This window comes from Microbacterium invictum, from assembly GCF_014197265.1.
GTDB classification, from domain to species: Bacteria; Actinomycetota; Actinomycetes; order Actinomycetales; family Microbacteriaceae; genus Microbacterium; species Microbacterium invictum.
In genome coordinates, this window is the sequence record NZ_JACIFH010000001.1 from 2563184 (window position 1) to 2583397 (window position 20214).

At 69.4% G+C, this 20214-nt stretch carries 19 protein-coding genes and 1 tRNA gene; 10 read left to right on the top strand and 10 right to left on the bottom strand.

Going from position 1 to position 20214, the window contains the following annotated elements; translation table 11 throughout:
* Positions 1-4: 4 nt before the first annotated feature.
* From mnhG to BKA10_RS11935, 7 genes are read right to left on the bottom strand one after another with little or no spacing between them, the layout of a single operon-like run.
* Positions 5-361 carry a monovalent cation/H(+) antiporter subunit G gene (gene mnhG / locus BKA10_RS11905; protein WP_183500085.1) on the bottom strand — a complete coding sequence of 119 codons (357 nt, stop codon included), beginning with the start codon at positions 359-361 and terminating at the stop codon, positions 5-7.
* Positions 358-618 (bottom strand): MrpF/PhaF family protein, encoded by a 261-nt coding sequence (locus tag BKA10_RS11910; RefSeq protein ID WP_206686946.1) that lies wholly within the window; start codon positions 616-618, stop codon positions 358-360. Before BKA10_RS11910 ends, mnhG begins: the two co-directional genes overlap by 4 nt.
* A gap of 5 nt (positions 619-623) precedes the next feature.
* The gene (locus tag BKA10_RS11915; protein ID WP_183500087.1) at positions 624-1187 is read right to left on the bottom strand and encodes a Na+/H+ antiporter subunit E; all 564 of its coding nucleotides are present in this window, start codon (positions 1185-1187) and stop codon (positions 624-626) included.
* A complete protein-coding gene (locus BKA10_RS11920; RefSeq protein WP_183500088.1) occupies positions 1184-2740 on the bottom strand; it encodes a Na+/H+ antiporter subunit D in 1557 nt (518 codons plus the stop codon). The genes BKA10_RS11915 and BKA10_RS11920 overlap by 4 nt, the downstream gene beginning before the upstream one ends.
* Entirely contained in the window at positions 2737-3270 is a 534-nt protein-coding gene (locus BKA10_RS11925; RefSeq protein WP_183500089.1) for a Na(+)/H(+) antiporter subunit C, read from the bottom strand. Before BKA10_RS11925 ends, BKA10_RS11920 begins: the two co-directional genes overlap by 4 nt.
* The gene (locus tag BKA10_RS11930; RefSeq protein ID WP_183500090.1) at positions 3267-6179 is read right to left on the bottom strand and encodes a Na+/H+ antiporter subunit A; all 2913 of its coding nucleotides are present in this window, start codon (positions 6177-6179) and stop codon (positions 3267-3269) included. The genes BKA10_RS11925 and BKA10_RS11930 overlap by 4 nt, the downstream gene beginning before the upstream one ends.
* A 40-nt stretch (positions 6180-6219) precedes the next feature.
* Entirely contained in the window at positions 6220-7332 is a 1113-nt protein-coding gene (locus tag BKA10_RS11935) for a substrate-binding domain-containing protein (RefSeq protein ID WP_183500091.1), read from the bottom strand.
* Positions 7333-7389: 57 nt separating this feature from the next.
* On the opposite strand from BKA10_RS11935, the gene BKA10_RS11940 reads away from it, so the two are divergent.
* A complete protein-coding gene (locus BKA10_RS11940; RefSeq protein WP_183500092.1) occupies positions 7390-8625 on the top strand; it encodes an MFS transporter in 1236 nt (411 codons plus the stop codon).
* A gap of 166 nt (positions 8626-8791) precedes the next feature.
* Here the strand turns inward: BKA10_RS11940 and nucS are convergent, their stop codons facing one another.
* On the bottom strand, positions 8792-9481 hold the full coding sequence (gene nucS / locus BKA10_RS11945) for an endonuclease NucS (RefSeq protein ID WP_183500093.1): 690 nt from the start codon (positions 9479-9481) through the stop codon (positions 8792-8794).
* Between the two features lie 52 nt (positions 9482-9533).
* Between nucS and BKA10_RS11950 the strand changes: the two genes are divergently transcribed.
* The gene (locus tag BKA10_RS11950; RefSeq protein WP_183500094.1) at positions 9534-10214 is read left to right on the top strand and encodes an HAD hydrolase-like protein; all 681 of its coding nucleotides are present in this window, start codon (positions 9534-9536) and stop codon (positions 10212-10214) included.
* Entirely contained in the window at positions 10211-11461 is a 1251-nt protein-coding gene (locus BKA10_RS11955) for a hypothetical protein (RefSeq protein WP_183500095.1), read from the top strand. The genes BKA10_RS11950 and BKA10_RS11955 overlap by 4 nt, the downstream gene beginning before the upstream one ends.
* Positions 11462-11508: 47 nt before the next feature.
* Here the strand turns inward: BKA10_RS11955 and BKA10_RS11960 are convergent, their stop codons facing one another.
* Positions 11509-11715 carry a cold-shock protein gene (locus BKA10_RS11960; protein ID WP_183500096.1) on the bottom strand — a complete coding sequence of 69 codons (207 nt, stop codon included), beginning with the start codon at positions 11713-11715 and terminating at the stop codon, positions 11509-11511.
* Positions 11716-11888: 173 nt separating this feature from the next.
* Here BKA10_RS11960 and BKA10_RS11965 point away from each other — a divergent pair, with 173 nt between their 5' ends.
* Positions 11889-12530, top strand: a complete 642-nt coding sequence (locus BKA10_RS11965) for a GntR family transcriptional regulator (RefSeq protein ID WP_183500097.1) — start codon at positions 11889-11891, stop codon at positions 12528-12530.
* A gap of 332 nt (positions 12531-12862) precedes the next feature.
* Here BKA10_RS11965 and BKA10_RS11970 read toward each other — a convergent pair.
* A tRNA-Leu gene (locus BKA10_RS11970) sits at positions 12863-12946 on the bottom strand.
* A 146-nt stretch (positions 12947-13092) separates the two neighbouring features.
* Between BKA10_RS11970 and BKA10_RS11975 the strand changes: the two genes are divergently transcribed.
* From BKA10_RS11975 to BKA10_RS12000, 6 genes are read left to right on the top strand one after another with little or no spacing between them, the layout of a single operon-like run.
* The gene (locus BKA10_RS11975; RefSeq protein ID WP_183500098.1) at positions 13093-13827 is read left to right on the top strand and encodes an FhaA domain-containing protein; all 735 of its coding nucleotides are present in this window, start codon (positions 13093-13095) and stop codon (positions 13825-13827) included.
* A complete protein-coding gene (locus BKA10_RS11980; protein ID WP_183500099.1) occupies positions 13824-14354 on the top strand; it encodes an FHA domain-containing protein FhaB/FipA in 531 nt (176 codons plus the stop codon). Before BKA10_RS11975 ends, BKA10_RS11980 begins: the two co-directional genes overlap by 4 nt.
* A 13-nt stretch (positions 14355-14367) precedes the next feature.
* Positions 14368-15609 (top strand): PP2C family protein-serine/threonine phosphatase, encoded by a 1242-nt coding sequence (locus BKA10_RS11985; RefSeq protein WP_183500100.1) that lies wholly within the window; start codon positions 14368-14370, stop codon positions 15607-15609.
* Complete coding sequence (locus BKA10_RS11990) at positions 15606-16985, top strand: FtsW/RodA/SpoVE family cell cycle protein (protein WP_183500101.1); 1380 nt, start codon at positions 15606-15608, stop codon at positions 16983-16985. Before BKA10_RS11985 ends, BKA10_RS11990 begins: the two co-directional genes overlap by 4 nt.
* Entirely contained in the window at positions 16982-18439 is a 1458-nt protein-coding gene (locus tag BKA10_RS11995; RefSeq protein ID WP_183500102.1) for a peptidoglycan D,D-transpeptidase FtsI family protein, read from the top strand. Before BKA10_RS11990 ends, BKA10_RS11995 begins: the two co-directional genes overlap by 4 nt.
* Complete coding sequence (locus tag BKA10_RS12000) at positions 18436-20202, top strand: serine/threonine-protein kinase (RefSeq protein ID WP_183500103.1); 1767 nt, start codon at positions 18436-18438, stop codon at positions 20200-20202. The genes BKA10_RS11995 and BKA10_RS12000 overlap by 4 nt, the downstream gene beginning before the upstream one ends.
* Positions 20203-20214: the final 12 nt, after the last annotated feature.

Sequence of the window (20214 nt, forward strand, 5' to 3'; positions counted from 1 at the left end):
ATGCTCACCCGCCGGCGGCGGGTGGGGTCTCCTTCGACTCGGCGAGCTCGTCGACCATGAGCGAGCGCTCGTCGAGCGTGCCGTTGCGGTAGGCCTGCCGGCCGACCATGTGCGCCGACAGCGGTGCGGTGGCCAGCTGGATCAGGATCACGGGCACGAGGAAGGCCGCCACCTGCCAGGAGCGCGACATGAGCGCGATCGCGATCGCGATCAGGATCAGCCCGAGCACCTGCGGCTTGGTGGCCGCGTGCAGACGGGCCGGCACATCGTGGAAGCGCAGCAGGCCGATCGCGGCGGTCAGGCACAGCAGGGCGCCGGCCAGAATCAGGGCGAGCCCGATGACGTCGATGATCTCTGTCACTGCCGATCTCCGTCTCTGCGCGCCACGAAGCGTGCGATCGAGATCGACGCGAACACGCTGACGGCGGCGACGATCAGCATCAGCGGCAGTGTGCGGGTGTGGTGGTTGATCGCCATCTCGGCTCCCAGCACGCAGACCACCAGGGTCAGCAGGACATCGGACGCCACCGCCCGGTCGAGGATCGACGGCCCGATGATGATGCGCCAGACCGTCAGCAGGCCGGCCACGGCGAAGGCGATGTAGATCGCGATGAGCATCCCGCTCACGGCGCACCCCCCTTCACCTTGGCGCGCATCTGCTCGAGCTGAGCGCGGGAGCCGACGGCGCGCACGATGCGCTCCTCCCAGTGCATCACCGAACGGCGCTGCCTCTCGACGTCTTCGGCGCTGTGCACGCCGATGATGTGCAGGTAGAGGATGCGGCGATCGCGATCGGTGTCGATGATGAGCGAGCCGGGGATGAGGGATGCCGTGACCGCGACGTGCGTCATGATCAGGTCGTCGTCGGTGACCATCGGCACCGCGATGATCGCCATGCCGGGGTATTGGCGCGGGTTGATGACCTGCCACGCCACCAGGAGGGAGCCCTTCACGACCGAGAAGAAGAACTCGGAGAGGAAGATGAACCCCCACCACAGGTTGACGCGCCCCGACAGCTCGACCGGCGGCAGCCGGAACACCCGCGTCACGAAGATCGCGACGATGACCCCGGTGAGGAACGAGAGCACCGTGAACTGCGCCCACAGCAGCATCCACAGCGCGATGAGCCAGATGAAGAACGGCAGCTGACGCCAGATCGAGGTGGCGAGATTGGCCGCCGGGCTCATGAGTCCGACTCCAGCTGGCTGAAGGTGACGGGATCCTGCAGGGCGTCGCCGATGCTCGCGCACAGATCGTACAGCGGGCCGGCGAACACGGTCAGGGCGACGGTGAGCGCGACCATGCCGGTGGTGGCGGAGGTCATGATGCGGGGGATGACGCGCCGCTCGGTCTGGGTCGTGGCGGCCGGCGCGCCACCGAGGTAGGCGATGCGCTCTTCGCCGGGCTCATCGACGGGCTCGTCGCTCTCGCGCCAGAACGAGAGGTTCCAGGCGCGCATGAGGGCGTACAGCGTGAGCAGGCTCGTGACGATGCCGGCGGCCATGAGCACGTACATGAGCGGCGTTCCCACATCGGCCGCCGCGTCGAACAGCGCGAACTTGCCGATGAAGCCCGAGAACGGCGGCAGGCCGCCGAGGTTGATCGCGGGGATGAAGTACAGCACCGCGATCACGGGCGCCGCCTTCATGAGGCCCTTGACCTTCAGCACCGAGGTCGACCCGGCACGACGTTCGATCAGCCCCACCGCCAGGAACAGCGTCGTCTGCACCACGATGTGGTGGACCATGTAGTAGATCGTCGCGCCCAGTGCCGCCGGGGTCGCGATCGCCAATCCGAACACCATGTAGCCGATGTGGCTGACGAGCGTGAACGACAGGATGCGTTTGAGCTCGGCTTGTGCGACGGCGCCCAGGACGCCCACGATCATGGTCGCCAGCGCCACGATCAGCAGCAGCGTGTTGACCTCGCTGTCGCGGAAGATCTGCGTCTCGGTGCGGATCATCGCGTACACGCCGACCTTCGTCAGCAAGCCCGCGAACACTGCGGTGACCGGCGCGGGGGCGGTCGGGTACGAGTCGGGCAGCCAGAACGACAGCGGGAACACCGCCGCCTTGATGCTGAAGGCGAGCAGCAGCATCAGATGCAGCACCAGTTGCACCTCTTGCGGCAGCTCGGTCATCCGCTGCGAGAGCTGCGCCATGTTCACGGTGCCCAATGCCCCGTAGATCGCGGCGATCGCGGCGAGGAACAGGATCGACGACACGAGTGAGACGACGATGTAGACGACACCGGTGCGGATACGCGATTCGGTGGATCCGAGGGTGATCAGCACGTACGACGCGACGAGCAGGATCTCGAAGCCGACGTAGAGATTGAACAGGTCGCCGGCGATGAACGCGTTGTAGATGCCGGCGGCCAGGATCAGATACGAGGGGTGGAAGATCGAGACCGGGGTCTCATCGTCACCGTCCGCGGCGCCCTGACCCACCGAGAAGAGCAGAACTGCCAGCAGCACCACGCTCGAGACCACCACCAGCAGTGCCGCGAGCCGGTCGACGTACAGCACGATGCCGAAGGGTATGGGCCAGCCGCCGACCGAGACGGCGAGCGCCTGCCCCGAGCTGTCGACGGTGTACAGCAGCACGGCCGCGATCACGAGCACCAGCGTCAAGGTGACGATCGACACGCCCACCTGCACGCGCCGGCGGCGGCCGAAGATCAGCGCGATGGCCGCCCCCAGCAGGGGCAGGGTCACCAGCAGCGGGACGAGGCCGTTCACCTGTCGCCCCCTGCCGGACCGGCCGGCGGCGAGTCGGTCGGCGCGTCGTCGGTCAGGGCATCGAAGTCGTCGTGTCGCAGCACCATGATGGGCGCGGTCGCCGTGTCGACGAAGTCGGTGGTCGCGTCGTCGTCTTCTTCGGTGATCTCGTCGTCCATCGTGTCTTCGTCTTCGGGCCGGCGCTCGCGCACGGCCAGGTCGGCCTCGTCGTCGGTGACCGTGTCGGCCTGGCCGAGTTGCCAGGAGCGGTAGATGAGCGCCAGCAGGAAGGCGCTGACGGCGAAGGTGATGACGATCGCGGTGAGGGTCAGCGCCTGCGGGAGCGGATCGCTCATCTCGTCGGGGTTGCCGGCACCGAAGAACGGCGCGATGCCCGGCCGGCCCATGACCACGAGCAGGAACAGGTTCGCGGCGTTGCCCAGCAGCAGGAATCCGATGAGCACCCGCGTGAGGCTGCGCTCCAGGATCGCGTAGGCCCCGGCGGCGAACAGCACGCCCATGATGATGATGAGAACGAGGGAGACGCTCACCAGACCCTCCCCCGTGCCTCGTAGGCCTGCCGGTCGACTTCGGCGCCCAGCGAGCGCAGCACGTCGAGCACGAGGCCGATCACCACGAGGTACACGCCGACGTCGAACAGCGTCGAGGTCACGAACTCGACGTGGCCGATGACCGGCAGCGTCGTCTCGAAGAACGTGCTGGTCAGCGGTGCCTGGCCGAAGAAGATCGGCACGATCGCGCATGCGACCGCAAGTGCCATGCCCGAGCCCAGCAGGCGCCCGGCATCGGTCGGCGCCGCCGCGCCCAGCTCGTACGGACCTCCGGCGACATAGCGCATGACGAGCGCCATGCTGGCCACGAGCCCGCCGGCGAATCCGCCGCCGGGCAGGTTGTGGCCGGCGAACAGCAGGTAGATCGACACGACGATGATCGTGTGGAAGAGGATGCGGACGATCACCTCGAGCATGATCGAACGGGTGCCCGGCCGCATCCGCTGACCGCCGATCAGCCAGGTCTGCCGTGTGCTGCCCGGCGCGCTCGCCCGCGGCTGCGGACCATCGGAGGTCTCGATGAGCGGTCGCCGGGTGCGGATGACGCCGGTGGGCAGCGGCGAGATGCCGCTGGAGAGCAAGTCGGAGCGATGCGTCACGAAGACGAGGGATGCCACGCCGGTGGCGGCCAGGATCAGCACCGACAGCTCGCCCATGGTGTCCCAGCCGCGCAGGTCGACCAGTGCGACATTGACGACATTCGTGCCGTGGCCGATCTCGTACGCGAGGTTCGGGAAGCTTTCGGAGATCGGGATCGCGATGCGCGCGCCGGTCGCCACGATCGCAACGGCCGCCATCGTGACGCCGACGGCAACCGCGATGACTCCGCGGATCACCGGCGCCACCGAGGCGTTGTGCTCGCCGAGTCGTGCGGGGATACGCCGGAGCACGAGGGCGAAGGCCACCATGGTCACGGTCTCGACGAGGATCTGGGTGAGGGCCAGGTCGGGGGCGCCGCTGGTGGCGAACAGCAGCACCATGCCGATGCCGGTCACCGAGACGAGCACGACGCCGGTGTAGCGCTTGCGGGCGCGGACGGCGACGAGGCCGGCGAGGATCATGATCGGCGCGACCACGATCTGCATCGGGGTCTGCCAGCCCTCCAGCTCGGTCTTCCAGGGTCCGCCGGCGATCAGCGCCGTGGCCTCGGCAGCGACGAACACCACGAAGATCGTGCCGACGTACACGGGCAGCGAACCGCGCTGCGTGGTGCTGGTGACCGAGACGGCCAGGCGGGCGATGCCGCGCATCGTCGCGTTGTAGACGTCGATCGCAGTGAACGGCAGCAGGCGCTTCTGCCACTGCGTGCGCTGGATGACCCAGAACACGACGAAGCCGAGGGCGATGCTGCCGAGCGACAGGAACAGCGCGGGCTCGAGCCCGTGCCACAGAGCCAGGTGGTACGGCTCAGCCCCGGCATCCGGCAGCGTGTCGGCGTAGCCCGACAGCGCCGTGTCGAGTTGCGGGGCGACGAACCCCGTGGCCAGCGAGAGACCGCCGAGCAGGACGGGTGCGCTGAGGAAGCCCATGGGCGGGTCGGGCCATTCGGTGCGCTTGAGGGGCGCGCCCGCGGCATCCTTCTTCGTCCAGAACGCTCCCCAGACGAACCGCAGCCCGTAGGCGGTGGTCAGCACCGATCCGGCGACGATGCCGATGAGGGTCAGCACGCCGGCGGGCTGGGTCGCGGCCTCGAGCAGCGAGGTGAGCGCGGCCTCTTTCGCCACGAACCCGAGCGTCGGGATGACGCCGGCCATCGAGGCGACTGCGAGGATCGCGAACACCGCCAGGGTCGGCGCCTGCCGGCCGACGCCGGAGAGCTCGCGGATGTCACGGGTGGACAGCTGCCGGTCGATGATGCCGACCACGAGGAACAGTGCCGACTTGAACAGCGCGTGCCCGAGCAGCAGCGCCAGTCCCGCGAGCGCGGTGTTGCGCTCGCCGAAGCCGAGCACGACCGTGAGCATGCCGAGCTGGCTGACGGTGCCGAAGGCGAGGATGCGCTTGAGGTCGGTCTCGCGCAGCGCCTGCACACCGCCCAGCAGCATGGTGAAGATCCCGAGGCTCAGCACGATAGGCCGCCATGGCTCGATGTCGGCGAACGCCGGGGCGAAGCGGGCGATGAGGTAGATGCCGGCCTTCACCATCGCCGCGGCGTGCAGGTAGGCGCTCACCGGCGTCGGCGCGGTCATGGCCCCCGGGAGCCAGAAGTGGAACGGGAAGATCGCCGACTTGCTGAGCGCGCCCACCAGGATCATGATGATCGCCGCGGCGACCAGCGGGTCGGTGGCCGGGTTCGCCGTCCACGCGGCGAAGATCGCGGTCATGCTCGAGGTGCCGAAGTGGGCGGCGAGGATCACGACGCCGATCAGCATGACGAGGCCGCCGATGGTGGTCACCAAGAGCGCCTGCAGGGCGGCACGGCGGCTCGCGCCGCGCGCGTGGTAGTGACCGATGAGCAGGTACGACAGCACGCTCGTGACCTCCCACAGCATCACGAGCACAATGATGTCGTCGGTGAGCACGAGCCCGTACATCGCGCCGGCGAACGCGAGCAGGACGCCCGCGAACAGGCCGGTGCCTCCCTCGTGACCGGCGAAGTACCAGCGGCAGTAGAGCATGACGAGCGCGCCGACGCCGGTGACGATCAGCGTCATGATCCAGCCGAGCGTGTCCATGTACAGCGATATGTCGACCCCGAGCGGGCGGATCCAGGCGACCGACTCGAAGGGCGGGGAGCCCGCGAGCACGGCGGGGGTCATGGCGATCGCGTGAGCGAAAGCGACCCCCGGCACGAGGGCCGCGACGTAGAACGCGCTCACTCCCAGCCGACCGACCAACCACGGGAGTGTCAGCGCGACGGCGGCGAACACACCGAGGAGGATCAGCATTCGCTAGGCCTCCTCAAAGCGCCGCGGGGGGTCGTGGGCTCTATTCTACGGGTCGGCTCGCGGCCGTTTCGCCGGATTCCGGAACCGGACCGGTGGTGTTCCCCCGCCGGAATGTGCAGGTGAGGCGAATGGATGCCGGGGGTTTGGCATCGAGCATCGCGGCGATCGCCTCGCCTGCGGCGCGGCCCTTCGCGGCGGCATCCTGCACGAGAGTGGTGAGTTCGTAGGGGGCGAGACCGTCGACACGGACGCCGTCGAATCCGGTGACGCTGACGTCGTCGGCCACGCGCAGACCGGCCTCTTCGGCGGCGCGGATGACGCCGGCCGCCAGCAGATCGCTCTGCGCAAGCACCGCCGTGGGCCGTGCGGCGGGGTCGGCGAACAGCACGCGTCCTGCCGCGAGACCCTCGTCGATCGAGCTGCCGCCGGCGGCGTAGGCCGCGGCATCCGGAAACACGTCGCGGACCCCGGCCAGCCGGTCGCGGGTGACATCGACGGTGATCGCGGCACCGGGTGCGTGCCAGCCGGGCGACGCCTTCGCCGAGAGAGGGAGGGTGACCGCGACCACGCGGGCGTGGCCCAGGTCGCGGACGTGCTCGGCCGCGGCGCGCTGGGCCTCGCGGTTGTCGAGCAGGATCTGGGGCACGCCGTCACCGGCATCCGCCTCGATGACCACCACCGGGATGCCGCGCGCGCTCAGCACGTCGAGCGATTCGCGCAGGCGGGGGCTGCAGCCGATGAGCACGGCGGCGTCGATCGGTGCGGTCGTCAGCGAGGGGTGGGTGAACTCGGCGTCGGAGCCGCCGGGCGCGGGTTCGGGCAGCACGGCGTGGTCGTGCAGCAGCAGGAGCCCCGCCCCGAGGGGTGCGACAGCGGCGGTGAGCCCGTCCATCATGAGCGTCTTGACCGGGTCGAGGAACGCCGCACCGAGCTGCTCTTCGAACACGACGCCGACGATGCCGCTGCGGCCGCGGCGCAGCGATGCCGCGCGCGGGTCGGGTCCGGTGTATCCCAGCGCGGCCGCCGCGGCCATGACGCGTGCGCGGGTGGCGTCGGACACCGGGGTCTTGCCGCTGAAGACGACGGATGCCGTCGACGCGGCCACTCCGGCTTCGCGTGCGACGTCGGCGATCGTGGCGCGACGGGGTTGCACGGTCTGATTCTAGGTCGCGAGTTCTCGCGCGTCGAATCGATTCGGTAGGCTGTCCGGGTGGATCAGACCCTCACGCACTCGCAGCTCGTCCGCTGGCGCACCGCGATCTTCGCGATCTTCGCCGCCAGTGGGCTCAGCGTCGCCACCTGGGCGTCGCGGGTGCCGTCGATCAAGGCCGACCTGGGCATCGAGAACAGCCAGATCGGCCTGCTGCTGCTGGGCATGGGCATCGCCTCGATCCTCGGCCTGTCGTCGTCGTCGGTGGTCATCGCCCGGTTCGGCACGCGCAAGGGCATGCTCGGCGCGATGATCATCTTCGCGACCGGCGTGGCGCTGATCGGCGTGGGCACGAACGTGGCCCCGTCCGCGACGATCGTCGTGATCGGCCTCGCGCTGTTCGGCTTCGGCAACGGCGCTGTGGACGTCATGATGAACGTCGAGGGCGCGGCGATCGAGACACACGTGAACAAGACGATCCTGCCGCTGTTCCACGCGTTCTTCAGCTTCGGCACCGTGGTCGGCGCGGGTCTGGGCGCCCTCGCCGCGAACCTCGGCGTGAACGTCTTCGCGCACACGGCCGTCATCGCTGTTCTGATCCTCATCGGCGCGTTCGTCGCGATCGCGAACGTGCCCGCGCGGGAGGTCGCCGGTGACACCGTCGACGACCACGCCGTCGACAAGCCCGGCTGGCGCGAGCGTCTCGCCGTGTCACTGTCGGCCTGGCGCGAGCCTCGCACCTACGCGCTCGGGGTCGTCATGCTCGGCATGTCGTTCGCCGAGGGCGGCGCCAACGACTGGCTCGCACTGGCGGTCAGCGAGGATCACCACGGCGGAATCGCGCTCGGAGCGATCGCCCTGACGGTGTTCTCGGTCGCGATGACGGCCGTGCGCATCGCCGGCGGGCCCCTCGTCGACCGCTTCGGCCGGGTCGCCGTGCTGCGCATTCTCGCGGTGACGGCGGCCGCCGGCATTCTGCTGGTGATCCTCGCGCCGAACCTGCCGCTGGTGTTCGTCGGAGCGGCCCTGTGGGGCATCGGGGCCTCGCTCGGCTTCCCGCTGGGCATGTCGGCCGCGGCCGACGACCCCGCGAAGGCGGCCGCCCGCGTCAGCGCCGCGGCGACGATCGGCTACGTCGCGTTCCTGTGCGGCCCGCCCGTGCTGGGCCTGATCAGCGACCACATCGGCCTGCTGAACACGCTCTACATCCTGGTCGTGCTCGTCGTGGCGTCGGGCCTTGCCTCCTCGGCTGCGAAGCCGCTCGCCGGCGCGAAGGTCGGCGCCGGCCCCCACTGAGCGGGGCGACCTCACCAGCCCGAAGTTGGCGCTACGGCCGGGTATCCGGCATCCATTCCCCACCCACGCGCCCACCGAACAACCACACCCTACGCAAAGTTGGCGCTACGGCCGGGTATCCGGCATCCATTCCCGTGCAAGAGCCAACTGAACGACCGCTCCGCACTCAGAACAACCGCGGGGCGCCCGAGTCGACGCCCTTCATCTCGTCGTAGTCGAGCGTCACGCAGCGGATGCCGCGGTCGGCGGCCAGCACCTTCGCCTGTGGTTTGATCTCCTGCGCGGCGAACACACCAGTCACCGGCGCCAGGTGCGGGTCGCGGCCGAGCAGCTCGAGGTAGCGCGTCAGCTGTTCCACCCCGTCGATGTCGCCCCGGCGCTTGACCTCGACGGCCACCGTGCCGCCCGACGGGTTTCGCAGCAGCAGGTCGACCGGCCCGATCGCGGTCGGAAACTCGCGCCGCACCAGTGTCAGCCCGTCGCCGATGACCGACACCTGCTCGGCGAGCAGACGCTGCAGGTCGGACTCGACGCCGTCCTTCACGAGTCCCGGGTCGACGCCCAGCTCGTGGGCCGAGTCGTGCAGCACCTCGTAGATGCGCACGGTCAGCGCGTCGCCGGTCTTGGCGTGGGTGACCCGCCACTTCTCGACGACGTCGCCCTCGGACTGGTCCGGCTCGACAACGGTGAGCGTGCACGGCGGGCTCATCCAGTTCAGCGGCTTGTACGACCCGCCGTCCGAGTGCACGAGCAGGCTGCCGTCGCCCTTGTGCAGCAGCAGCCGCGTCGCCTCCGGCAGGTGCGCGTTCAGACGGCCGGTGTAGTCGACGGAGCAGCGGGCAATGACGAGACGCACGGCGTCGAGCCTACCTGCGCCAGAGGGGGTCACGGTTTGTAGGGTGGATGCCATGACACCACGGTCGCCGTTCAGCTGTGTCCTCTGGGACGTCGACGGCACCGTCGTCGACGCATCGGAAGGCATCCTCCGCCGCCTCACCCTGTGCCTGAGCGACCTGGGCTACCCTCCGCCGACCCGCGAGGAGCTCGTCCACTGGATCGGCCCGCCGATGCACGAGTCGTTCCAGACCAACGTCGGCATGACTCCCGAGCAGGCCGCCGACGCCACCGCGCACTACCGGCGCATCGGCAAGGCTGACGGGTACACCACCGGCGCACGCCTCTACCCGGGCATCGCCGAGCTCATCTCCGAGCTGAGGGATGCCGGCATCCCGCAGTCGACGGCCAGCTCGAAGCCCGAGCTGCAGGTCACCGCGCTCATGGAGCATTTCGGGCTCACCTCGAAGCTCCAGTCGATCACCGGGGCGACGCCCGACGAGAAGACTCTGGCATCCAAAGCCGACATCATCGGTGAATCGCTGCGCCGGCTCGAGGTGCTCGGGCACGACACCAGCCGGCCGGTGCTGGTGGGCGACCGGCACCACGACATCGACGGCGCGGCCGTACACGGTGTGCCGGTGATCTTCGTGCGGTGGGGGTTCAGTTGGCCGCATGAGTCCGAGGGGGCGCAGGCCGTGGTCGACACCGTTGACCAGCTGCGCTCGCTGCTGCTGCTCCCGGAGGAGGCGTGACCCCCGAAGAGGTGTGGGCGTGGGCCGGGCCCGCGCTCGTCGTCTTCGGCGCGGCCGCCGTGCTCAGCACCGCGGCCATCTGGGCACTGCGGCGGAGTCGACGGTCTCCGCGCGCACGCGCCGCTGCCGAGGCCGAGCGGACGAAGGCCGGGTCAGCGCTCGTGCGGCTCGACAACGCGGTCGACGAACTCGATCTCGAGGTGGGGCTGTCGGGCGCGCTGTACGACGGCACCGCTCCTCCCTCGCTGCGCCGCGCGCGCATCACGGCGCAGCGCGCCCGCGATGACGCGTTCGAGCAGTTCCGCACGGTGACCGGCCACATCCACCCCGACGAGGTGCGCCGGGTGTCGCGACTCATCGTCACGCGCGTCGACGCGGCGCTCGGCACGATCGAGCACGCCCGCCGCGAGCACACCGACTGGGTGTCGCGCAATGTCACTGCCGGCGCGCAGCTCGAGGCTGCCCGCGACCGGGCAACCCGACTGCGCCGCGAGCTGGGCGACCCCGAGGCGCTGCTGACTGAGCTCTCCGCGCGCTTCGCCCCCTCCGAGTGGGCCGCGGCTGAGCATGCGACCCGAGAAGTGGTGGCGGCATTGGCCGAGGGCGACCGGCTGCTGACTGAAGCGGCGCAGCACGTCACCGATCCGACACGGTCGGTACTTCCCGATCTCGCCCGGGCAGAGCGCGAGCTGCGGCGTGCCGAAGTGGCCGCACGCACGCTTGAAGAGAATCATCGTCTGGTCACCGACGCGGCGATGGCCGTCGGCGAAGAGCTGGAGACGGCGCGAGCGGCGCTGGGCCAGGCCGGCGAGGTGCGCGCCAAGCTCGAACCCGACGATGCCGAGCGGCTGGGCGCCGAGATGCGGCAGATCGCGGAATCGCTCGGTCAGTGGGCCGCGCGTGCGGGGCGCGAGCCGACGGCGACGGTGGATGCCGTGGCGCGGCTGCGCGGACGGCTCGACCTCGCCATGGGTGATGCGCGCACCGCGCAGCAGCGGCTGCGGGGCGCGCGGACCGCGCTGCCGGGCAGCCTCGCCGCCGCACGTGCCGCGATCGCGCGCGCTGAGACTGCCGTCGCGCACGCCGGAGCAGACGCCCGGGTCCGGCTGGCCGCGGCGCAGGACGAACTCGCCCAGGCGCGCGGCGCAGCCGATCCGGTGGCCGCGCTTGATGCTGCGCGGCGAGCACTGCGGCACGCCGAAGATGCTTCGGCGCTCGCAGACTACGATCGGCTCACGAGGGACTGACGCCGGCCTCGCAAGAAGGAATCTCAGCCCCCGGAGGAGCTGACGATTCAGATCGGGCGGATGTTCTCCGCCTGCAGGCCCTTGGGGCCCTGCGCGATCTCGAACTCGACGCGCTGGTTCTCCTCGAGAGAGCGGTAGCCGCTCGACTCGATGGCGGAGTAGTGGGCGAAGACGTCTGCGCCGCCCTCATCGGGAGCGATGAAGCCGAAGCCCTTCTCCGAGTTGAACCACTTGACGGTGCCGCTGACGCTCATGAACTGCCTTACTTATCACTGGCCGACGCACCTCGCGCCGGTGATCCCCAACTTACGGGGACGTACCACGCGCTGTCCTGTCTTGTCGTCAGATGGTGACACAAATGTTGCATGGCCGTCTTCGGCGCGTCGCCGTCGCGACACACATAGACCCCGGACGTACACTGGGCCGGATGCCCGCCACCCTGTCCCCCATCGACGTGACCGATGGCATGATCCTCGGCGATGCCGTCTATGAGGAGATCGGTGCCGCGATCCTCGACGGTCGCCTGCAGCCCGGCCAGCGCCTGCGCGACGTCGACGTCGCCACGCAGCTGGGCGTGTCACGCACCCCCGTGCGCGAAGCCCTGCAGCGTCTCGAACGCTTCGGGCTTGTCGAAGTCGCCGTGGGCCGATACACCCGCGTCTCCGAGATCGATGATCAGCTGCGCGCCGACACAGCGGAGTTCACGGCCTACTTCATGGGCAACGCGCTGCGCATCGCCCTGCAGTCCTGTTCGGATGAGCAGCTCGCCGAACTCGTGTCGGCGGTGGATGCCGTGGTGGCGGCCGCCGCGAGCGACGATGCGCTGCAGTTGTTCGATTCCTCCACGGCGATGTTCGTGCTGGCCACCCGGGCCACCGGCAACGTCGTCTTCACGACGTTCATCCGTGAGGCATCGCTGGCGATCCTTCGCAATCTGCGCGGCTGGCAGCCGTTCCTGACCTGCCCTCTCGCGCGCACGACGGGTTACACGACGCTGCGCGACTGCATCGCCGCCCGCGACGGCGCCGGTGCCGAGCAGACGCTGCGACACCTCCACGGCCTCGCCTGACCGCTCCGCGAGCCGCCCGGCGTGCAGCTCGGAGAGGTGACCGCTCACGTCGGCGGAGCTGATCGCGCGCGACGGGTCGGCGCGCAGCTCGAGGGGTCGCCTGGCGTGCCCCTCTTCATTGCCGCGGGCGCCGAAACCTGACATGCCGCCGCCAGGAGTTCGCGGATCCCGGCGCTACCATCCGCATGCCGGCGGAGTGCCTGACGATCTCGAGAAACCATAGACAGCATCAGAAATCACGGAATCCGTGGTGTCTCATGCTGAAAGTGGTTTCTCACCCGGTTGCGCGCAAAGAAGAAGGGCCCCCGGATCGGGAGCCCTTCATCAGAATGTGCGCGAGGGGGGACTTGAACCCCCACGCCCTTGCGGGCACTGGCACCTGAAGCCAGCGCGTCTACCTATTCCGCCACTCGCGCGCGAGTCCGCCATGCGGCGAACTCAACCTGCCGAGGATATCACGCGCCACACCGAGGGCAGAATCGGCCGCCCCGGACGGCGTCCCACGCTCGCCCAGCCAGTGCAATTAGCATGGTCGCACCGGTCGGCAAGCCTGAGGAGCCCCGTGGGACTACTTGACAGCTTCGAGAAGGGACTCGAACGCGCAGTGAACAGCGCGTTCGCGAAGACCTTCCGCAGCGGCGTTCAGCCTGTCGAAATCGCATCCGCACTGCGCAGCGAGCTCGACGCGAAGGCCGCTGTCGTCAGTCGCGACCGCATCCTGGCGCCCAACACGTTCGAGGTACGCCTCGCGCTCGCCGACGAAGAGCGCATGCGCGCACTCGGTGCGACGCTCGACGACGAACTGCATCGCCTCGTCGACGCGCACGCCGCCTCGCAGGGGTTCAGCTTCGCCGGGCCGGTGACCATCGACATCCGCTCCGACGAGCAGCTGTCGACGGGCACCGTTCGCGTGGCCTCACGCACCGCAGCCGGCGGTCTGGTCACCTGGCGCGGGGTGCTCGAGGTAAACGGCAAGCCCCACCCGCTCGCGAAGGGCCGCACCGTGATCGGACGGGGAGCGGATGCCGACATCACGATCTCAGACTCCGGGGCGAGCCGCCGGCACGCCGAGGTGCTCTGGGACGGCGAGCGCGCCATGGTGCGCGACATGGGCTCGACCAACGGCACCAAGCTCGACGGGCACAAGATCACCGAGGCGCGCCTCGCGCCCGACGGCGTCATCACCATCGGACGCACCGCCCTTGCCTTCAAGGTCGTCGCACAGGCCGCGCCGCCTCGCCCGCCGTTGCCTCCCGACGACGCGACCCGGGTCTTCGACATCGGAGGCCGGCCATGAGTGAACTGACCCTGCTGCTGCTGCAGATCGGCTTCCTGATCCTGCTGTGGTTCTTCGTCTTCGCGGTCGTGTACTCGCTGCGCGCCGATCTGTTCGGCGTCAAGGTGCGAAAGCTCCCCGAGCCGGCGGCGGCACCCTCGGCATCCGCCCCCGCCCATGCCGAGACCACCCCCGTCGCCCCGGTGGCAGCGCCCGCCCGGCCCCGGTCGTCCGGCCCCGAAAAGGCCACCCGCGACACCGTGGCGCGCATCGTCATCACGAGCGGCCCGAAGACGGGCCTCGAACTGCCGCTCGGAAGCGAGCCCCTCACCATCGGGCGATCGAGCGAGTCGGGCCTGGTCATCCGCGACGACTACACCTCGAGCCACCACGCGCGCCTGCTGCTGTGGGGCGAGCAGTGGATGATCCAGGACCTCGATTCGACCAACGGCACCTGGCACGACGGCGAGCGCGTCACCACTCCGGTCCCGGTCATCGTCGGCGCACCCATCAAGGTCGGCGCCACGACGTTCGAGCTGCGGAAGTAGACGGCGCCCGCGTATGGTCTTCGAGGGCTCGAGCGCCGCCATCTCGCACACCGGGAAGGTCCGCTCCAACAACCAGGATTCGGGCTTCTGCGGCTCGAACCTGTTCGTCGTCGCCGACGGCATGGGCGGTCACGCCGGCGGCGATGTCGCCTCGAGCCTGGCCGTGCATCGGCTGAAGGATCTCGACCATCCCTTCACCTCGAACGCCGACGCCGAGCGGGCACTGCGCGAGGCGATAGCCGACACCGCGGCCGAACTCATCGACACGGTGGCCCGCCGCCCCGAGCTGGCCGGAATGGGCACGACCGTCAGCGCCCTGATGATGGTCGAGGACTATGCCGTCATCGCCCACATCGGCGACTCGCGCCTGTACCTGTACCGCGACGGCGCACTCACCCAGATCACCGCCGACCACACGTTCGTGCAGCGGCTCGTCGACTCGGGCCGCATCACCCCCGAAGAGGCGCGCTACCACCCGCGCCGCTCGGTGCTCATGCGGGTGCTCGGCGACATGGACCCCGACCCCGAGGTCGACACGTTCATCATGCCGACCCAACCCGGCGACCGGTGGCTGCTCTGCTCGGACGGGCTCAGCGGCGTCGTCGACGACACGCACACCTCGAAGGTGCTCGGCCAGGGCCTGGCCCCCGGCCGCACCGCCGACCTGCTGCTCAAGCAGGCGCTCGACGGCGGCGCCCCCGACAACGTGACCGTCGTGCTCGTGGACGTCGGCGGCAACCACCCTCTGTTCAGCGGCACCCCGACCATCGTCGGCGCCGCGGCGGCCCCGACCGGCATCGACGTGCCCGCGGCGCGCACCGGTCGCGTGGGCGGCTGGTTCCACCCCGCCCGGCAGGCCGCCAATGAGCCGACGCACTTCGAGCCGTCGAGCGAGTTCCTTGAAGAGCTCATCGAGGAGGACCGCCGCCGCGCACGCCGCCGCCGCGTGTGGTGGGGCATCGGATTCCTCACGATCATCGCGGCGCTGGTGGCGGCGACCTTCCTCGCCTACTCGTGGACCCAGACGCGGTACTTCGGCGGAGCCGACGACGACACGGTCGTGATCTTCCGCGGCATCCAGCAGGACATCGGCCCGATCAGCCTGTCCGACCCGTACGAAGACACCGGCATCCTGCTCGCCGATCTGCCCGGCTACCAGCGCACGATGGTCGAGCAGACCATCTCGGCCCGCTCGCTCGCCGACGCGCAGGCGATCGTCGACAACCTGCGGCCACGGACGGAGACGGTGCCATGACCGCTGCCCCTCCCGATACCGACACCACCGTCGTCCGCGCCCTCCGCAAGATCCGGATGCCGCAGACGCAGCGCAACCGTGAACTCGGGCTGCTGCTGTTCGCATTCGTCATCACGGCCGTCTCGGCGGCGCTGGTCCAGCTCGGCGCGCGCGGCGCACTGGACTTCACGTTCCTGTACTACTGCGGCGGGCTCGGGCTGCTCACGCTGATCCTGCACGTGGTGCTGCGCTTGAAGGCGCCGCAGGCCGACCCGTTCGTCGTGCCGATCGCGACGGTGCTGTCGGGGCTCGGGCTGGTGATGATCTACCGCATCGACATCGCGCTGGGTGATGAGGGATGGGACGCCCTGTCGACCCGCCAGCTCGTGTGGGCCGCGATCGCGATCGCCGGTGCGGTGGCGGTGGTCGTGTTCCTGCGCAACTACCGCGTCCTGTTCCGGTACACCTACCTGTTCGGCCTGACCGGCATCGTGCTGCTTCTCCTGCCGTTCATCCCGGGCCTGGGTGTCGAGGCCGGCGCCGACGTCTGGGTGTCGATCGGCGGGGTCTTCTCGTTCCAGCCGGGCGAGCTGGCCAAGATCGCCCTCGGCATCTTCTTCGCCGGGTACCTCGTGCGCACCCGCGAGGCGCTGACCTCGGTGGGCCACCGCTTTCTCGGCATGACCTGGCCGCGGCCGCGTGAGCTCGGCCCGCTGCTGGTCGTCTGGCTCGCGTCGATGGCCATCATCGTGCTGCAGCGCGACCTCGGCACCGGGCTCCTGCTGTTCGGCATGTTCGTGGCGATGCTGTACGCGGCGACCGGCAAGACCAGCTGGGTGCTCATCGGCGTGCTGCTGGCCCTGGCCGGCGCCTTCGCCGCCTCGCGGGTGCTGCCCTACGTCGGCGCGCGGTTCACGAACTGGCTCGACGCGTTCAATCCCGAGCTCATGAACGACTCGAGCCATCAGCTCGTCAACGGCCTGTTCGGGCTCGCGCAGGGCGGGCTCATCGGCACCGGCTGGGGCCAGGGCCGCCCGCAGCTCACGCCGCTGTCGTGGAGCGACTACATCTTCCCCAGCCTCGGCGAAGAGCTGGGCCTCATCGGCTTGTTCGCGATTCTGCTGCTGTACATGGTGTTCGTCAGTCGCGGCATCCGCATCGGAGTCACGGGACAGGACGACTTCGGCAAGCTGCTCGCCATCGGCCTGTCGTTCACAATCGCCCTGCAGGTGTTCATCATGGTCGGCGGCGTCACCCGGCTCATCCCGCTGACCGGGCTGACGACCCCGTTCCTCGCCGCCGGCGGATCGTCGCTGGTGGCCAACTGGCTGATCGTCGCGCTTCTGCTGAGGATCTCGGATGCCGTGCGCTCACGCCCCCGGGTGGTGATCGGATGACCAAGGAGATCCGCCGCCTCAGCATCGTGATGCTGTTCATGTTCCTCGCGCTGTTCGCATCGACCAGCTACATCCAGGTCGTCGGCGCGAACGAGCTCAGCGCTCACCCCGAGAACCGCCGTGCCCTCTACGACTCGTACGAGGTGCAGCGCGGCACGATCATCGCCGGCGGCACGGTGATCGCGAACTCGGTGCCCAGCGACGACGTGTACAGCTGGATCCGCACCTACCGCGACGCCGAGATGTGGGCACCGGTGACCGGCTACATCAACCCCGTGCTGCAGTCCGCGACGGGACTCGAGCAGGCGATGAACTCGGTGCTGTCGGGCACCGACGACTCGCAGTTCCTCAGCCGGATCGAGCGGATCATCACCGGTCAGCCCCCGCGCGGGTCGAACGTCATGCTCAGCCTGCAGCCCGACATCCAGCAGGTCGCGTTCGAGGCGCTCAGCGGCTACGAGGGCGCCGTGCTCGCGATCGAGCCCGACACCGGGCGGATCCTCGCGATGGCCACGAGCCCCAGCTTCGACACGAACCTGCTCGCCTCGCACGACGCCGGTGCCGTCAACAGCGCGTTCGATGAGTTGTCGGCCGACCCGCTGAATCCCCTGGACAACCGTGCGATCGCGGGAAAGCTGAACCCCCCGGCATCCACTTTCAAACTCGTCGTCGCCTCGGCGGCCCTCGCCACCGGCGAGTACACCCCCGAGTCGACCTTCCCGAACCCCGCCGCCTACACGCTGCCGGGCACCGACAACGTGCTGCGCAACTGGGACGGCGGCACCTGCGGGCCGGGTGAAGAGGCGAGCATCGCGACCGCGCTGCAGTTCAGCTGCAACATCCCGTTCGCCCAGCTGGCCGTCGAGCTCGGTGACGACGTGATCCGCGAAGAGGCCGCGAAGTACGGGTTCAACATGTCGTTCGAGATGCCCCTCGACTCGACGCCGTCGGTCTACCCCGAAGGCCTCAACGATCCCGAGACAGCGCTCAGCGGCATCGGCCAGGGCGACGTCATCGCCACGCCGCTGCAGATGGCGATGGTGGCGGCGGGCATCGCGAACGAGGGAGTGGTGATGAATCCGCGAATGGTGGATGCCGTGGTCGCACCCGACCTGACCGTTCAGCAGGAGTTCGAGAGCACCGAGTTCGGCAGGGCGCTGTCGGCGGAGCTCGCCGAGCAGATGGTGTCCATGATGGTCACCAATGTCAGTGCGGGTGTCGCAAGCGGTGCAAGAATAGACGGGGTCGACGTGGCCGGGAAGACCGGCACCGCCGAACACGGTCCCGATGATCCGTACACCCTGTGGTTCACCGGGTTCGCCCCCGCAGAAGACCCGGAGGTCGCTGTGGCGGTCGTGATCGAGAACGGTGGAGGGCTCGGCCAATCGGGCACGAGCAACGGAATCGCGGCTCCGATCGCGAAGAAAGTCATTGAGGCGGTGCTGAGCAGATGAGACCGACACAGGGTGTGAGTTTCGGCGGGCGCTACGAGCTGGACTCGCGGATCGCGATCGGCGGCATGGGCGAGGTCTGGGAGGCCACCGACCATGTCATCGGGCGCACCGTGGCCATCAAGATCCTCAAAGACGAGTACATGGGCGACCCGGGGTTCCTGGAGCGCTTCCGCGCCGAGGCCCGCCACGCCGCACTCGTCAACCACGAGGGCATCGCGAGCGTGTTCGACTACGGCGAGGAGAACGGCTCGGCCTTCCTGGTCATGGAACTCGTCCCCGGCGAGGCGCTCTCGACCGTCCTCGAGCGCGAAGGGTCGCTGTCGACCGACAAGACCCTCGACATCGTCGCGCAGACCGCGCAGGCGCTGCAGGCCGCCCACGCGGCAGGCCTCGTGCACCGCGACATCAAGCCCGGCAACCTGCTGATCACCCCCGACGGGCGCGTCAAGATCACCGACTTCGGCATCGCCCGCATCGCCGACCAGGTGCCGCTGACGGCGACCGGTCAGGTGATGGGCACCGTGCAGTACCTCTCGCCCGAGCAGGCATCGGGTCACCCGGCGTCGCCGGCCACCGACATCTACTCGCTGGGCATCGTGGCGTACGAGTCCCTCGCCGGCAAGCGCCCGTTCACGGGCGAGTCGCAGGTGGCCATCGCGATGGCGCAGATCAACGACACCGCGCCGCCGCTGCCGCCCACCGTCGCCGAGCCCGTGCAGAACTTCGTGATGAGCATGATCGCGAAGAAGCCCGACGAGCGTCCGGTGTCGGCATCGGCCGTCGCCCGCGCGGCGACCGCGCTGCGCCGCGGCGATGTCGCGGGCGCTGCGGCCATCGTGCCGGCGATCGCCGGCGGCGCCGTCGCGGTCGACGAGGTCACCCAGCTGCTCACCGCCGGCGGCGACGAGGCGGCGACCCGCATCATGCCGGCCACCGCGCCCTCACCGGTCGACCCCGATGCCGATGCCGAGAAGAAGAAGCGGAGCCCCTGGACGTGGCCGCTGATCGTGCTCATCGTCCTGTTGGTCCTCGTGCTGGGCGGCACTCTGTGGGCCCTGTTCGGCAACCCCGGCGGCGACGAGCCCGCTCCCACCGACACCGAGACCAGCACGACCACCACGCCACCCACTCCCAGTGACACGCCCACCGACGACCCGAGCATCGACATCACCACGCTCGGGTTCCTCGGCAGCACGTGCGACGAGGCGATGGCCATCGCACAGGAGAACGACCTCACCGGCGTCGTCTGCGGCACCGGCTCGGCCGCGCCCAGCCAGGATCAGGTCGGCCAGATCTACGAGATGAACCCGGTCGCCGGCAACATCGAACTCGATGACCGCGTCACCCTCACCGCCTACGACGAGGTCACCGCGATCGGCACACCCGAAGCCGCGCAGATCCAGGTGAACGGCTCCAAGGTCGACACGGTCGAGGAGGGCACGACCGTGCAGGTGACCTGGCCGGGCTTCCAGTGCCCGTCCGGCACCGGCTCGCCCACGAGCTACAACCTGACGGTGATCAACGGCACGTTCGACAAGAACGGTCAGACGACCGCGTCGTTCAGTGCGGACGAGCGGCCCGCGCAGGTGACGGTGAACGGCGAGGCCACGCGGCTGCTGACGGTGAAGTACACGGTGACGTGCACCATCGACGGCGCCTCCGGTCGCGACTCCGAGGAATCGTCCGAGGCTGCGGCGACGATCACCGCCGCGTCCACGCCCGAGGCCGAGCCGCCGGCAGACGACGAGAGCGGCGAGGGCTGAGCCTTCGCCGGA